Annotated in this window: 14 protein-coding genes; 12 read left to right on the top strand and 2 right to left on the bottom strand. The window is 47.3% G+C overall.

Going from position 1 to position 15,513, the window contains the following annotated elements:
• Positions 1-334: 334 nt before the first annotated feature.
• From fdhD to Q0394_RS00670, 4 genes are all read left to right on the top strand, one after another.
• Positions 335-1,117, top strand: a complete 783-nt coding sequence (gene fdhD, locus Q0394_RS00685; RefSeq protein WP_298944970.1) for a formate dehydrogenase accessory sulfurtransferase FdhD — start codon at positions 335-337, stop codon at positions 1,115-1,117.
• Positions 1,110-1,877, top strand: a complete 768-nt coding sequence (locus Q0394_RS00680) for a LysR family transcriptional regulator (RefSeq protein ID WP_298944968.1) — start codon at positions 1,110-1,112, stop codon at positions 1,875-1,877. The genes fdhD and Q0394_RS00680 overlap by 8 nt, the downstream gene beginning before the upstream one ends.
• Positions 1,878-1,903: 26 nt before the next feature.
• Positions 1,904-2,092: a hypothetical protein gene (locus Q0394_RS00675; protein ID WP_004321084.1), complete on the top strand. Its 189-nt coding sequence runs from the start codon at positions 1,904-1,906 to the stop codon at positions 2,090-2,092.
• A gap of 173 nt (positions 2,093-2,265) precedes the next feature.
• Positions 2,266-3,591: an aminotransferase class V-fold PLP-dependent enzyme gene (locus Q0394_RS00670; protein ID WP_298944966.1), complete on the top strand. Its 1,326-nt coding sequence runs from the start codon at positions 2,266-2,268 to the stop codon at positions 3,589-3,591.
• Between the two features lie 220 nt (positions 3,592-3,811).
• Here the strand turns inward: Q0394_RS00670 and tupA are convergent, their stop codons facing one another.
• Complete coding sequence (gene tupA / locus Q0394_RS00665; RefSeq protein ID WP_087576732.1) at positions 3,812-4,630, bottom strand: tungstate ABC transporter substrate-binding protein TupA; 819 nt, start codon at positions 4,628-4,630, stop codon at positions 3,812-3,814.
• 73 nt (positions 4,631-4,703) lie between these two features.
• Between tupA and tupB the strand changes: the two genes are divergently transcribed.
• From tupB to fdh3B, 6 genes are all read left to right on the top strand, one after another.
• Entirely contained in the window at positions 4,704-5,396 is a 693-nt protein-coding gene (gene tupB / locus Q0394_RS00660) for a tungstate ABC transporter permease TupB (protein WP_103579572.1), read from the top strand.
• A 94-nt stretch (positions 5,397-5,490) separates the two neighbouring features.
• Entirely contained in the window at positions 5,491-6,444 is a 954-nt protein-coding gene (gene tupC / locus Q0394_RS00655) for a tungstate ABC transporter ATP-binding protein TupC (protein WP_298944964.1), read from the top strand.
• Between the two features lie 300 nt (positions 6,445-6,744).
• Positions 6,745-7,470: a molecular chaperone TorD family protein gene (locus Q0394_RS00650; RefSeq protein WP_298944963.1), complete on the top strand. Its 726-nt coding sequence runs from the start codon at positions 6,745-6,747 to the stop codon at positions 7,468-7,470.
• Positions 7,457-7,633: a twin-arginine translocation signal domain-containing protein gene (locus Q0394_RS00645; protein WP_009496297.1), complete on the top strand. Its 177-nt coding sequence runs from the start codon at positions 7,457-7,459 to the stop codon at positions 7,631-7,633. The genes Q0394_RS00650 and Q0394_RS00645 overlap by 14 nt, the downstream gene beginning before the upstream one ends.
• A gap of 47 nt (positions 7,634-7,680) precedes the next feature.
• The gene (locus tag Q0394_RS00640; protein ID WP_298944973.1) at positions 7,681-10,491 is read left to right on the top strand and encodes a molybdopterin-dependent oxidoreductase; all 2,811 of its coding nucleotides are present in this window, start codon (positions 7,681-7,683) and stop codon (positions 10,489-10,491) included.
• Between the two features lies 1 nt (position 10,492).
• Positions 10,493-11,134, top strand: coding sequence for a formate dehydrogenase FDH3 subunit beta (fdh3B, locus tag Q0394_RS00635; protein WP_298944960.1), 642 nt, complete (start codon positions 10,493-10,495; stop codon positions 11,132-11,134).
• Between the two features lie 190 nt (positions 11,135-11,324).
• On the opposite strand, the gene Q0394_RS11935 is transcribed toward fdh3B, so the two are convergent.
• Positions 11,325-13,568 (bottom strand): molybdopterin-dependent oxidoreductase, encoded by a 2,244-nt coding sequence (locus tag Q0394_RS11935; RefSeq protein ID WP_366115479.1) that lies wholly within the window; start codon positions 13,566-13,568, stop codon positions 11,325-11,327.
• A gap of 263 nt (positions 13,569-13,831) precedes the next feature.
• Here Q0394_RS11935 and Q0394_RS00620 point away from each other — a divergent pair, with 263 nt between their 5' ends.
• Positions 13,832-14,425 (top strand): LemA family protein, encoded by a 594-nt coding sequence (locus Q0394_RS00620; protein ID WP_171992804.1) that lies wholly within the window; start codon positions 13,832-13,834, stop codon positions 14,423-14,425.
• A gap of 18 nt (positions 14,426-14,443) precedes the next feature.
• Entirely contained in the window at positions 14,444-15,403 is a 960-nt protein-coding gene (locus Q0394_RS00615) for a TPM domain-containing protein (protein ID WP_298944959.1), read from the top strand.
• Positions 15,404-15,513 lie beyond the last annotated feature (110 nt).

Raw genomic sequence — 15,513 nt, 5'->3', positions numbered from 1 at the left:
ATTATCGGAATTTTAGGTATTTTGATAAATGAAGTAGAAAAATTTAATTTCGTAAATTGGAAATAGGGGTAGGTGGGTTTTGGGTTAAATTTGGAAAGGGGCGGAATGAAAAAGTCAAATTTAGACTAAACTAGTAGTGAAGCTTTTTGTGGCGATTACGGAAATTTTGCATTTAAGATATATGCTAAATTTGCATATATAAATCATCATCAGATACCGATAAAATCGCACTAAAAATAGTTTAAGTTTTTGCTTGATTTAAGCAATAATTCACTACAATCAAATCTTAAATTTAGATTTTCAAGCTATCATTTCGCAAAAATTAAGGAAAATCATGCAACCTATTTTTACGACGCAAATCATCAAATTTAAAGGCGCGCAAAAAAGCGCCGTGGACGATATTTTGGTGCGCGAGATCAAGCTTGAGATCTACATAAACGGCAAGCGTTTCGGCGCAGTGATGGCCACTCCGACCGATCAGGAGGCGCTAGCAGCAGGCTACTTAATCAGCGAAAATTTGATCGCGAGCCCCGAGGATATCGAGAGTATCGAGCTCTCAGAGGACGCTTTAAGCGTGCTGGTAAAGGCCAAAATCAACGAAAAACGCCTCGAGCAGTTTGACGAGGAAAAGGTGATAATCAGCGGCTGCGGACGTAGCTCGACGGCAAACATTGACCCCGAGGCTATGGCGGCGCGCTCGGTAAAGGGCGAGGTTAAATTTCACAAAGACGAAATTTTGCGCCAGATGGGGCAGTTTTACACGCAGTGCGAGCTTTACGAGATGACTGGCTGCGTGCACACGGCTAAGCTTTTTGTTAGCGGCGAGCAGTTTTACATCGGCGAGGATATTGCTCAGCACAATACGATAGACAAAGCCGTCGGCAAGGCGGTACTAGCAGGAGTGCAGCTGCAAAATTCATTTTTGATGGTGAGCGGGAGGTTGAGCTCTGAGATGGTGGCAAAAGCCGTCATGCACGGCATCCCAGTGCTCGTCTCGCGCACGGCTCCGACCAGCCTTGGCGTCGTGATAGCGCGTAAATTTAACCTCACGCTGTGCGGCTTTGCGCGCGGCGAAAACATAAATGTATATAGCGGCGCGGAGAGAATCTATGAGTGAGCAAATCCGCGAACTGATAACCAAACTGCTAAATCCAAAGGGCAGGCTAGACTGCGGCGCGGCGTTTAAGATCGCCGCAAAACTAGGCGTAGAGGTCGGGCTGGTTAGCGACGAGGCCGAAAAAATGGGCGTAAAGATCGACAACTGCGAGCTAGGGCAGTTTGGCGGGCTGGAAAACGGACGGGGCAAATACACCGTTATGACGCAGCTAAAGCAGATGACCGATGAAAAGGACAGGATCCTATGCAAAGACGCTAGAGATGCGGCTGCAGGCGTGGGATTAAAGACGATCCGCTCGACGCTAAAAGACTATAAAATCGACGTAAAATACTGCCAGTTAGGGTGTTTTAAGGAGAAGAAAGGAAAAAAGATGAGAGTAAAAACCAAAACTTGGATAGAAAACGATGAGGGCGAGCTTATCTTCGGCAAGGGTAAAACCGAAGTCCTGGACGTCATCGCCGAGGTCGGCTCGATCTCAAAGGCCGCCGAAATCCTAGGTATGAACTATAAAAAATGCTGGAATCATCTGCAAATTTTGCAAAAAAATCTAAAAGAGGAGCTTTTTACGACTAGGCAGGGCGGCGGAGAAAACGCAGGCACGACGCTAAACGAGCGTGCGCATGAGCTCATAAACGCCTATAGGCAGCTTCAAAACGACATCGAGGATTTTGCGGATAAGCGCTTTAAGGAGCTGTTTTTGAAAAAAGACGGCGAGAAAAATGACGCAACTAAAGACGACAAAAAAGATAAAAAGAAATAAAACCACATCAATTTAAGGGAGAAAAAATGTACGTAAAACTAAACGATAGGGTCTATCTAAACAAAGATAAGATCACCAGAGTAAAGGTAGATAGCGTCCAAGACGGTATCAGGATCCGCTTTTACGAGGGGCAAAATCAAGTCGCTAAAAGCGGACGCTTCGAAACCGAAGCAAAAGCTATCGAGTGGCTAGAGAAAAATTTTATAAATAAATAAAATTTCCGCCTCTCGCAAAGGGTTGCGAGCCTATGCGGCTAGCGTCTCTTTGCCTTAAAAACTCGCAACGAACAGCTAAATTTAACCTCCAAATTTCCTAGTCTTTCCACCGCAAAAGCCCCAAATTTGCGAAAATTTACTATAATTACCGTATCAAATTTAAAGAGTAAAAAATGGCAAATTTAGACGAAATAAAAAAAAATATCATCCTAAAACCTGGCGTGCACTATTTTGATTACACGGCTTCGGGGCTTGCTTATGAGCCCGTAGAGCGCGAGATAGCGGACGTTTTAAAAACCTACGCCAACACCCACTCCGACAGTAGCTCAAGCGCTATCATCACGCAGCGGCGCTACGAGGGCGCGCGCGAGAGCCTGAAAAAGCTGCTCGGGCTTGACGAGCGATTTTATCTCATCGCCTGTGGACAGGGTGCGACGGCCGCGATCAAGAAATTTCAGGAGCTGCTTGGCATCTACCTGCCACCTGCGACCAGAGGCGCGATCGGCGAGGCAAATTTACGCGCAGCGCAGCTTCCGCTCGTGCTCGTTTCGCCATACGAACACCATTCAAACGAGCTTAGCTTTCGTGAGGGGCTTTGCGACTACCTGCGCGTGCCTCTTAGCGAGGGCGGCGAGATCGATCTGCTCGCACTTGAGCGCATCCTAAAGCTAAACGCCGGACGCCGCATCATCGGCTCGTTTAGCGCCGCCTCAAACGTCACGGGCGTCGTTAGCGACTATAAAAAGATCAGCGAGCTAATCAGGGCTGCGGGCGGCATCGTCGCCTTTGACTGCGCTGCGCTGAGCTCGCACGCAAATTTAGACTGCGATTATTTCGACGCGATTTTCCTATCGCCGCATAAGTTACTCGGAGGGCCTGCAAGTTGCGGACTTTTGGCGATCAAAAAGGAGCTGCTTAGCAGTGACGTGCCGACCTTTGCCGCGGGCGGGACGGTTGCATACGCTAACCGCGAAGGGCATGTATTTTTGAAAAACCCAGAGCAGCTAGAGGAGGGTGGCACGCCGCCTATCATCGGGCTTATGCGGGCAAATTTGGCTTATGCTCTGCGAAACGAGGTCGGTTTTGAGAGGATAAAAAGTGCCGAGGACGAGCTTGCACGGCTTTTTGAGAGCGAACTAGCGGGCATTGACGAGATTATAAACTACGCTCCAAAGGGCGCGCCGCGGCTACCGATTTTTTCATTTAATGTGCGCGGCGTCTCGGCGTATGATTTTGCCGCGAGCCTTAGCAACGACTATGGTATCCAGACGCGCGCGGGCGTGATGTGCGCGGGGCCCTACGCTCACGATCTGCTGGGTATCAAGGAGGGGCGCATGCCTGAGAGCAAGCTCGGCTTCGTGCGCGTGAGCCTGCACTACACGCACACCGAGCAAGACGTGCTATATCTAGTTGGCGCGATAAAATCCTGCATCAAAAAACATCGCGAGCTTTGGGGCGAGGAAAAGGCGATGTATGAGATGTTCGGCGGGAAGATTTAAACTTAAGCGGGTTAAATTCGGCTCGTAAAAAGGTCAAATTTGAGCAAATCAAAAACATGCGGTCAAATTTGAAATTTTACGCCGTCAAGATACGGGTCTCGGGCACTCAAATTTGATTAAATTTAAAAAATAAAAAGAGTAAAATTTAAGAAAGAAAAAGGGCGCAAAGCGCGCCCGAATTTACGCGAGTGGAGTCAAATTTGACCTAAACGCGCGAAAATTAGTTTTTGCGACTGTTTGCGTCAGGCGTGAAAAGCGGCTTATCTAGCAGCTTAAAGTCGCCGATAAATTTCTGACCCTCTTCGCTCGTCGCCCACTCGATAAATTTATTTGCGTTTTCGATGTCGGCCTTAGCGCAGTGCTTCGGATTTACCGCGATTAGCGAGTAGAAGTTCTTTAGATCGTTGTCGCCCTCGTTGATGATGACCATCTCAGGCGCGCCTTTTTTGGTGTCCTCGTACTTGATGTAGGTGCCGCGGTCGGTGAACGTCACGCCCTTTTGCTCGGCTGCCGCGTTGATGGTAGCTAGCATGCCTTGGCCTGTTTGCATATACCAGCTGTCTTTTTCAGGTACTTCGCCGATAATTTTTTTCCAGATACCTTTTTCTTTGTTGTCGGTGCCTGATTTATCGCCGCGAGAGAAAAATTTGATATTCTCTTTTTTGATTAGCTCAAAGCTCTCTTTTATGTCTTTGCCTTTAAATTTATCGGCGATAGATTTATCGGCGATGACGACGAAGTCATTGTACATTACGGGTTTTCTCTCAACGCCAAAGCCTTTTTCTACGAATTCTTTTTCAACTTTTGGCGAATGCACGAAAAGTATGTCCGCATCGCAGTTTTCGCCGAGTTTTAAAGCTGCTCCCGTGCCTACGGCAGTCCATTTGATATCGACGCCGGTTTTTGCCTTATACGCAGGATAGATCGCGTCTAGTAGCCCCGTGTTATCGGTGCTGGTGGTAGTTGCCATGATGAGTTCGCTATCGCCCGCGAACGCCAAAACGCTCGCGATTAGCGAGCCTAATATTACTTTTTTCATTTTTCTCCTTTTTTAAAAAGTATGCTATTATAGCATATTAAATTAACGACATAAACATACGGAGAAATAATATTTGGACTTTCTACTAAACGGATTTTTAGAGGCCTTTAGGCTGCTTTTTAGCGGCGACGAGGAGACGTATTCGGCGATCAGGGCGACGCTTTACACTTCGAGCGTTTCGATATTTTTTGCGATTTTAGTCGGCTTTCCGCTGGGATTTACGCTGGGATTTTACGATTTTAGAGGGCGCAGGGTTCTTAGGCTGCTCAGCGATACGGCGCTTGCGATGCCGACGGTTGCGATCGGGCTTATTTTGTATGCATTTATCACGCGAAACGGCCCGTTTGGCGAGTTTGGGCTACTTTTTACTCTAAAGGCTGTGATGCTGGGGCAGTTCGTGCTAGCTTTACCCATCATCATCTCGCTAAGCGCTAGCGTCGTGGAAAATATGGACAAAAAGCACTATCTAACGATCTTAAATTTACGCCTGAGCGCACCGCGGCTAGTGGGCTGCGTGCTTTACGAGCTGAGGTATGCTCTGATGGTGGTCGTAGCGACGGCGTACGGGCGCATCGTGGCTGAGGTCGGCGTGGCGATGATGATCGGCGGAAATATCAAATATTTTACCCGCACGATCACGACCGCGGTGTCGCTAGAGACGAACAAGGGCGAGTTTGCCATGGGTATAGCGCTGGCTTTGGTGCTTATTTTTATCGCGTTTGCGGTAAATTTGGCGATACATGCGCTAAAAAGGCTGGATAGATGAAATTTGATAAATTTAGAAATTTTACGCTTGCAAAAAGCGGGCTGGGCGCGTCAAATTTGAGCCTTTTGTGTAAGTTTAACGAGAAAGGCGCAAAGTGATAAACGTTAGAAATTTACGCCTAAACTACGGCGCGAGCGAGATTTTAAACATCCCGCGCCTTGATATCGACGTCACCAAAATCACCGCGCTAACAGGTAGCAATGGCAGCGGCAAAAGCACGCTGATGCGAGTGATGTCGTTTTTGCAAAAGCCAAGCTCGGGCGAGGTGCGGCTGTGGGGAAGCAGCTCGCCTAGTCTAAATTTACTGCGCGACGTTAGCGTTTTGCTACCAGAGCCCGCGCTTTTAAAACGCTCCGTGAGGGAAAATTTTAAAGCCGTTTTAAAAAGTCGCGCAGCGCTGGGGGAATTTGACGAGCGAGCGAGCGAGGCGTTAAATTTGGTCGGGCTTGACGAGAGTTTTTTAAACAAGCGCCACTTTGAGTTAAGCTCGGGACAGACGCAGCGCGTTAGTTTTGCGTTAAATTTGGCGCTTAGATCGCGTCTTTATCTACTCGACGAGCCGACAAATAGCGTGGACGTGGGCACGTCAAAGCTTTTTGGCAAGGCGGTGCTTTACATGCGGCAAAGATACGGCTGCGGCTTTGTGATCGCTAGTCACGACGATAAATGGCTAACCGCGATCGCCGAGGAAAACGTCTTTTTACATAAGGGGCGTGTGTGCGAATTCGAATACAAAAATATTTTCGACGCGCGGGACGGGGTTTTAAAATTTGACGAAAACGCGATCGTAAATTTGCCGTCAAATTTGCGTAGCGCCGCAAAGATCGCCGTAAATCCGAGCAAAGTAATGCTAAGCAAAACTCCTGTAGATGGGTGCTTGAGCGGTATTTTGCACTCGGTTTCGCTCTATCTTGGCAAAGAGCTTTTGGTAAAAATCAAAGTCGGCGACTTTTTGATTAAAACGCTGGCGGAGAATTCGCAAAATTTTAGCGTCGGCGAAAATATTTATTTTAAATTTGACGAAGGAGCGTTTTTGGGGCTTGAGTGAGCCTCAAATTTTACAAATTTCGCTTCAAATTTTAATTTTAGACTCGTTTAACGCCCGTTAAAAGAGTCTAGTTAAAAGTAAATATCAAAATGAAGCGTAAATGCGAGATATATGCGCAAATTTCATATTTCTTTTACCCCCTAAAATTCACTACAAGTAATATGCAATTAAGGCATATTTAAGCGTATATTAATTTTTTTAATTTATTTTTTTTTAAGTATAAGAAATAAGCCAAAAAGTAGTATAGTTTCACAATCGAGAAAAATCTCAAAAAATAGACAAAAATGATAAAGGAAAGCGATGACCAGCAAGGGCGAATTTGCGGCGGGACGAGGACTTTACTACTCGCTTTTTTCGCGTTTTTTCGTTTTTAGTCTAAGTGGCGATAGATTTACCGGCCTAAATGCGATGCTAGGCCTTACCTCGGCGCACGCTCTAAACAAAGAATCGGCCGCCGCGATAATGCGCATACAGGCAAAATTCGACGAAAAAAATCCGCAAAATTTAGCGGATGAATTCGACGAAATTTTCCACGCTCTGCCAAGTCCGCTTAGAAACTCGCTGTCCTACTACGACGAGGGCTACGAGGTCGGACACGCCTGCGCAAAAGTGCGTAAAATTTTAGCCCGCACAGACATTAGGCGCGACGAGGCTAAATTTAAAGAAAACGAAGACAACGTGGGTTTCGTGTTTGCGCTAATGAGCGAATTTATCGCGCGAGAGAGCGAGCTGGAGCTATACGGCGAGCTTCAGGAGCAGCTTTTTAAAGAGATCATAAACCCAAATATCGACGAGTTTATAAATGATCTTTTTAACCACGAAAGCAGCGAAGTTTACAAAGACGTTGCAGTGCTTTTGCAAGGATTTATAGAGTTTGAGCGCGTAGTTTTAAGCGCGCCTCGTCCTATAAATCAAGGCGAAAACAAAAAAACTTTGGACGGAGTTTCAAGATCTGAGGCCATAAGAAGGCAAAAAAACCGAGTGAGAAAGCTAAAAGCTATGGAGGAAGAAAATGCAAAAAAATAGGCGAGAATTTTTAAAAAAGGCGGGGCTAGTCGGCGCAGTAGCGGCTACGGCCGGAGTAGCGACGGCAGCGGCGTCAAACCTAAAATACGGCAAAAGTAAAAAGACCGAGGTGCTTTATAAAAGAAGCAAAAACTGGGATCTATACTACGAACAAGCGAAATAATAAAAATTTAAGAAAGGATAAATATGTCTGAGGCAAATTTACGTCTTATGCCCCACTCAAACGCAGTCGGGCGAAGATCGTTTTTAAAAATGGCCGCGCTAGCGGGCGTAGCGGGCGGCATAAGCGGGCTAGCTGCTAGCGGCGTAACTAGAAGCGCCACAAAAGAAGAAATGGCAAATCCGTTTCCAAACTCTAAAATCGTAAAAACCGTTTGTACGGTTTGCTCCGTTGGATGCGGAGTGCGCGCCGAGGTAGAAAACGGCGTTTGGGTACGCCAAGAAGTAGCCCAAGATCACCCGGTAAGCGCTGGCGGCCACTGCTGTAAGGGCAGCGACGTCATCGATATGGTGCGCTCTCACTGCCGCGTAAAATACCCGATGAAAAAAGTAGGCGGCAAATGGAAACGCATCAGCTATAAAGAGGCTCTTGATGAAATCGGCGCCAAACTAAAAGCGTATCGCGAAAAAAATCCAGAACAAGTAATGTTTCTAGGCTCTGCAAAAGATTGTAACGAACAAAGCTATTATATAAGCAAATTCGTAGCGATGTTCGGGACTAATAATCTAGATCACCAAGCACGTCTTTGACACAGCTCTACAGTCGCCGGTGTGGCGAATACTTGGGGTTACGGAGCTATGACCAATCATCTTGGAGATATCCAAAACGCGAAGTCTATCTTTATAGTGGGCGCAAATCCGGCGGTAAATCACCCGGTCGGCTTTAGACATTTTCTAAAAGCTAAGGAAAATAACGGCGCAAAGCTAATCGTGGTCGATCCAAGATACACGAGAACTGCGGCTAAGGCTGATTATTTCGCTCAAATTCGCACCGGCACGGATATACCTTTTATGTACGGCATGATGAATATCATCTTTCAAAACGGCTGGGAAGATAAGGAATTTATAAACGACCGCGTCTACGGTATGGATCTGATCCGCGAAGAGGCTGCCAAATGGACGCCTGAAGTCGTGGCCGATGTTTGCGGGATCAAAAAAGAGACGCTTCTTGAGATAACCGAAGTTTATGCCAAAAATCGCCCGGGATCGGTCGTTTGGGCGATGGGTCTAACTCAGCACACCATAGGCAGCTCAAATACCCGTATCGCTCCGATCCTGCAACTAGTGCTAGGAAATATGGGTGTTAGCGGCGGCGGCTGTAATATCCTTCGCGGCCACGACAACGTTCAAGGCGCGACGGATATGGCGAATTTGCCGACCGAGTTACCCGGATACTATCCAAAAAACGAAGCTAACTGGAAATACTTCGCTAAGATGTGGAAGGTCGATTTTGAATGGCTCCAAAAGAATTTCGTTAAGCCTGAAATGATGTTTAAGCCCGGATTTACGCTATCAAAATGGTGGGCAGGCGTGCTTGACGGTAAGAACGGCAACGAAGCCGTAGATAATGCCGGCGACAGTATAAAAGCCTTAGTGGTAATCGGCAACGGCATCACCTCTACCGCGCAACAAGTAAAAGTAAAAGAAGGCCTAGACGCGCTTGAGCTTTTGGTTCTAGTAGATCCTTTCGTAAACGATGCCGGCGTAATAACGGACAAAAAAGACGACGTCTATATACTGCCTGCGGCGACGCAGTTTGAAACCAGCGGTACGGTTGTAGCGACAAACCGCAGCGGCCAGTGGAGAAGCCAGGTCGTAGAGCCTTTGTTTGAGAGTATGCCCGATCACGAAATTTTATTCGAGCTTGCCAAAAGGCTAGGATACTATGACGAACTAACGCGCACGATCAGAGACGCTGAAGGCAAGATCGAGTGGCCTGAGGTCGCTACGCGCGAGATCGCAAATATAATAAAAACTATCGGCATGACGGGCTGGACTCCGGAAAGGCTCAAAAAGCACCAAGAAAACTGGGATAAATTTGACGAAAAAACAAGTCTAGGAAAACCGGGCACCGTAGTCGAAGGCGAATACTACGGCTTGCCGTGGCCGTGCTGGACTGAGGATCATCCGGGTAGCCCGATACTTTACGATATAAACAAGTCCGTTAGGCAAGGCGGTATGGGTTTTAGAAACCGCTTCGGCTTAGAGCATAACGGAGTTAGCCAATTAGCCGCAGACGGTAGCGCGCCCGTAGATTCGTTTGTCAAGGGCGGATATCCGGAGATCAAAAAAGATAACATCGAAAAGGTGCTAGGTATCACGCTAACCGAGGATGAAAAGGCTAAAATAGGCGGCAGCTGGATACATGACGATAGTAATATCATCGCTAAAAAATGCATGGAGAAAAACATCGCTCCGTACGGCAACGCGCGAGCTAGGACGATCGTTTGGACTTTTGCGGATCAAATTCCTCTTCACAGAGAGCCGCTGCATACGCCTAGATTTGATCTAGCGCAGAAGTATCCGAGCTTTGAGGATAAGAAACTTCAAAACCGCGTCGATACAAAATTTAAATCCGTCCAGCTAGCAAAGGACTACTCAAAAGAATTTCCTATTATCCTCACGACGGCTCGCCTCGTAAATTTTAGCGGCGCGGGCATGGAGACGAGAGCTAGTATGTATCTAAGCCGCTTGACGCCTGAGATGTTTGCGGATATCCACCCTGAACTTGCGGCTAAACACGGCATTAAAAACTGGGATTTCATCTGGGTTCATTCGCCTGAAGGTACCAAGGTTAAGGTGCGCGCCAGAGTGGTACCGTCCGTTAAACCCGACACCATCTTTATGCCGTTTCATTATGCGGGTTATATGCAAGGCGTTGATATGACGGGTAATTTCCCGGAAGGCACCAAGCCTTATGCGGTAGGCGAGAGCGCAAATACCGTCACTAACTATGGATATGATATAAACACTCAGATTCCTGAAACCAAAAGCGGTCTATGCCGCATAGAAAAGGCGTAAAATGAGCGAATTTAACGATAACAATAGACTTAAATTTTACTGCGACGACGATAGATGTATCGACTGTAACGGCTGTGCGGTGGCTTGCGACGAGGCTCACGAGCTGCCTCTTGGCATCCGCCGCCGCCGCGTCATCACGCTAAACGAAGGCGTACCCGGTAAGGAAATATCAACCTCGATAGCCTGCATGCACTGCGAGGAAGCTCCGTGCTCGCTGGTTTGCCCGGTTGATTGCTTTTATATCAGGAGCGATGGTATCGTGCTACACGACAAAGATATCTGCATCGGCTGCGGATACTGCCTATACGCGTGTCCGTTCGGCGCGCCTCAGTTCCCGCGCGAGGGAGTATTTGGCGCGAAAGGCTCGATGGATAAGTGCACGATGTGTGCAGGCGGTCCGCTACCGACAAATAGCGAAGCTGAGCGCGAAGAGTACGGCCAGGATAGAATTTCCGAAGGTAAAGTGCCGGTTTGTGCGGCTATGTGTTCGACAAAGGCGCTGCTAGTAGGCGAATCTGCAATGATAGAAAAAATCTACGGCGACAGAGTCAAGGCTCGCGGCTACGGCTTTAAAGACCTAAAACAAACTCCGACCTGGAAGCTTGCTTATTACGCGGGCGACAGGCTAAAATACAGCTTCTAAATTTTCGCTCCGCGCTTTGGCGGGGCGAACTATTACACCAAATTTGACGCGGTTTGACTGCGTCAAATCTAACTCGCGTTTCTTTAGCTTCACTAAATTTTACATAGATAGTTCGTCAAATTTGAATGCAGGTAAATTTAAAATAAAAATGGATAAATTTAAGTAGAAAGGGCGGTCTCCCGCCCTAAATTTACGCTCTAACAGGCGATAAATACGGATTTGCCGAGTGCATCGACATCTCGTTTTGCTCTCTAAATTTGATAAATTCCTCTTCGCTTAGACGCCTGATGTTTGCTATCGTCATCTTTAGCGGCGTGATGCCTGAGAGCGGATCTGGGTCGCCGGCGTTTGCTAGCTCGTTGCCGTCGGCCTCGCTATAGTGGAAGGTCGTAAATATCGTGCCTTCTTTTAGATCCGGATTTACGCGAAGCTTGGCCGCGATCTGTCCGCGTTTGTTTTGCACGAGCGCGTAGCAGCCTTCCTCTAGCTCTCTCTCGCGAGCGATATCCGGGCTCACCTCTATGAGTGCGCCCTCTACGCCAGCGCCGTACTCTAGGGCAGGGCACTCTCTCGTCATCGTACCCGTGTGGTAGTGATAGACCTTGCGTCCGGTCGTAAATAGGCACGGATAGACCTCGTCTGGCACTTCGCTAAGCGCGCCGCTACCGACTGGGTAGCCATCTGGGATATTCATCTTGGCTCTAAATTCGGCCTCAGCCTTTGCGCGCCCCTCTTTATCATCTACGTAAAGTACCGGCGCGAAGCGGAATTTACCGCCAGGCAGCATGGACTTGTGATCTGCGTAAAGCACCGGCGTACCCGGATGCTCCTCGTCGAGGCAAGGCCAGCTGATACCGCCTAGTTTACCTAGTCTATAGTAGCTGATACCGCCGAAAAATTTAGGCATAAGCTCTCTTAGTTCGTTCCAAATTTGCTCAGGGCTAGCAAAATCAAATCCCTCTAGCCCCATGCGGTTTGCGATGTTGCAAACGACCTTCCAGTCAGGCTCCACGCCGCTAACCGGTTCGCTAGCTTTGCGCGTTCGCTGGACGCGGCGAGAGGTGTTTATAAACGTTCCGTCCTTTTCTCCCCAGCCCGCTGCAGGTAGCACCACGTCGGCCTTGTGCGCGCTCTCTGTGAAAAACAAATCTTGCACGATAAAGCAGTCTAGATGATGGACGGCGTGGACGAAGTGCTCGGTCCAAGGGTCGCTCATTACGGGGTTTTCGCCGTAGACATAGAGGACTTTTAGCTCGCCGCTATCCATTTTATCCGGCGCTTGCGTTAGCTTAAAGCCCGGAACCGGATTTAGCTCAAAGTGCCATACTTTGCGCGCTTGCTCCTGCGCGTAATGGCTGTTTACCGCGCCGGCCGGGATGACGTTAGGCAGCGCGCCCATGTCGCATGCGCCTTGGACGTTGTTTTGACCGCGCAGAGGATTTACGCCCGCACCCTTTTTGCCTAAATTTCCAGTTAAAACGGCTAAATTTGATAGCGAAAAGACGTTTGACGTGCCGTCGCTAAACTGCGTGATACCCATCGTGTAGCAAATCGCCGCCGCGCCTGCTTTAGCATACATTCTAGCTGCCTCTATGATGAGCTCTTTTTTTACGCCGGTTTCGCGCTCGAAACGCTCAGGCGTAAAGTCCTTAACCGCTTCTTTTAGATATTCAAATCCCTCGGAGTACTTCTCGATAAACTCGCTATCTTGCAAATTTTCGGCGATTATGACGTGCATCATCGTATTTAGCGTTTTGATATTCGCTCCGATCGGGATTTGCAAGAAAATATCGGCTTTTTTAGCCATATCGGTGCGCTTTGGATCTACGACGATCATCTTTGCGCCGCGCTGAAGGCCGCGCTGCATCTGCATAGCGATGATCGGGTGACACTCGCTCGTGTTGGTACCGATGAGTAAAAATACGTCCGTGTCAGTCGCAAATTCGACCAAATCGTTCGTCATCGTTCCGTTTCCTAGCGTGCTGGCAAGACCTGCCACTGTAGGAGCGTGTCAAAGACGGGCGCAGTGATCGACGTTGTTACTGCCCTGAGCTCGGAAAAATTTCTGGAAAACGTAGTTGTCTTCGTTATTTGAGCGCGCGGAGCTAAAGCCCATGATCGAGTTTGGGCCGTATTTTGCGACGGTGGATTTAAATTTATCCGCGAGGAAATCATAAACCTCCTCAAAACTCACTTCTTCAAGCTCGCCGCGCTTGTCGTAGACGCCGTTTAGCTTTCTCATCATCGGTCGACTTAAGCGTTTAGGAGAGTTTACGAACTCCCAACCGAACATTCCTTTTAGGCAAAGTTCGCCGTCGTTTACGTGGTGATCTTTGCTGGGTTTGGCGTCTACGATTCTACCGTTTCGCACGATAAGATCGATGCCGCAGCCCGTACCGCAATATGGACAGGTAGTCTTTACTATCTCTTCCATTTTCGCTCCTTTCTGGTATTACTGAAATTTATGAGATTATTATACAACGGCAAATATAAATTTAGTTTTAAAATTAGTATAATTTTTTAAGAATTATTTAAGTAATATGCAAATTTAGCATATTACTTTTTTGCTTTAAATTTTTATTTTTAGGGAAATTTTTAGGTATATGTTTAACACAATGTAAAATTTATTTAAAAATTATTACTTTTAAATGTATTTAGATGTATAATGGAGATAGAAAATCTTTTCAAGGAGCACCCATGAAAAATCTAGTTGCTTTTCTAGTTATCCTAGGTATCATCGGCGGTATCGCCATGAAGTATATTAACGCCTTTCCGGTACTCGACGAGACGGTCAAAGAGAAATGGGCTCAGGTGCAAAACCAATACAAACGCCGCGCCGATCTTATCCCAAATTTGGTAAAAACAGTTCAAGGCTACGCTAGCCACGAGGAAGGCGTATTTAAGGAAGTAACGGAAGCTAGAAGCAAGGCTTCTCAGATGACGATCGACGTTAGCTCGATAGACGATCCTGCTAAGCTAAAAGAGTTTGAAAACGCTCAAAAAACTTTAGGCGGCGCGCTATCTAGGCTAATGGCTATCACCGAGAACTACCCTCAGCTAAAAGCCGATCAAAATTTCCTCTCCCTTCAAAGTCAGCTTGAAGGTACGGAAAATCGCATCGCGGTCGCTAGAAAGGACTATATCGCAGCGGTCAAGGACTATAACATCGCCCTTCGCAAGATACCGGATAAGTTTATAGCCGCAATTTTTTATCCAGAGCTCAAAACTCGTGCGACGTTTGAAGCAAGCGAGTCCGAACAAAGCGCACCGGACGTATCTTTCGCCAAATAACCCAACCAAGGTACAAAAATGAAACGCATTTTATCTACTTTATTTTGCGTTTTTACGCTTTTAGGACTTACGGCTATAAATTTATCGGCAGCAGATAATGCTACTGAACAAAACAAAACCGTAAAACAAACCGCTACTCAAACATCAAATGAAAAGAGTTCAAATTTCCCTGCCTTAACGGGCAGGGTAGTAGATCAGGCAAGAGTACTAAGCCAGAGCACAAAAGACGAACTAGAAACATTACTAGCTACTCACGAAAACAACACCACTAATCAAGTAGTAGTAGTTACTATAGAATCTCTAGGTAACGCTCAAATAGAAGAGTACTCCATAGAACTAGCTAGACGTTGGGGTATAGGACAAAAAGGTAAAGATAACGGAGTAGTATTAGTAGTAGCTCCAAACGACAAACAAGTACGCATAGAGGTAGGATACGGCCTAGAAGGTACTCTAACGGACGCTCTTAGTAGCAGTATCATAAACTACTACATAATCCCTGAGTTTAAAAAAGGCGATATCCAAAACGGCATAAACATAGGCACGCAAAAGATCATCGCTCTACTTGATGGGGATGAGGGGGTTAAAAAGGAGATAGAAGCTAAGGGCGACTATGATATGTCAATAGAGGTCTACGGGATAATGGGCGGTATTGCGGCGATAATCGCATCGGCTTTTTTAGGCGATATGATCATGAATATCGGCCTTAGCGTCATGGTCGCTAGCATCATTGGCCTTTTTGTAAATTTATGCTTCGGTATCGAGGATATCACAGCTCAACTTGCCGTCGTACTTGGGATTGCCGCGGGATTTTTCTACTTGGTCAAAGACGTGAAGGTCGGTAGCGGAGGTGGCGGAGGCGGATCATCGTCGAGCGGCTCCAGTAGTAGCTCTAGCGGAGGAGGCAGCAGAAGCTCCGGGGGCGGCTTTAGCGGCGGAGGCGGCAGCTTTGGCGGAGGCGGAGCTAGCGGTAGGTGGTAGATTGTCGCTTTAAAATTTGGCGTCGAATTTGGAGGACTTGCTAAATTTGACGCTTTTGCTTTGCTAATTTGATTTAAAACCGCAAGTCGGCGTTTTAAATTTTACCCGAG

This window comes from uncultured Campylobacter sp. (assembly GCF_938039205.1).
Taxonomy (GTDB): Bacteria; Campylobacterota; Campylobacteria; order Campylobacterales; family Campylobacteraceae; genus Campylobacter_A.
This window is presented reverse-complemented; position numbering and strand designations above follow the sequence as displayed.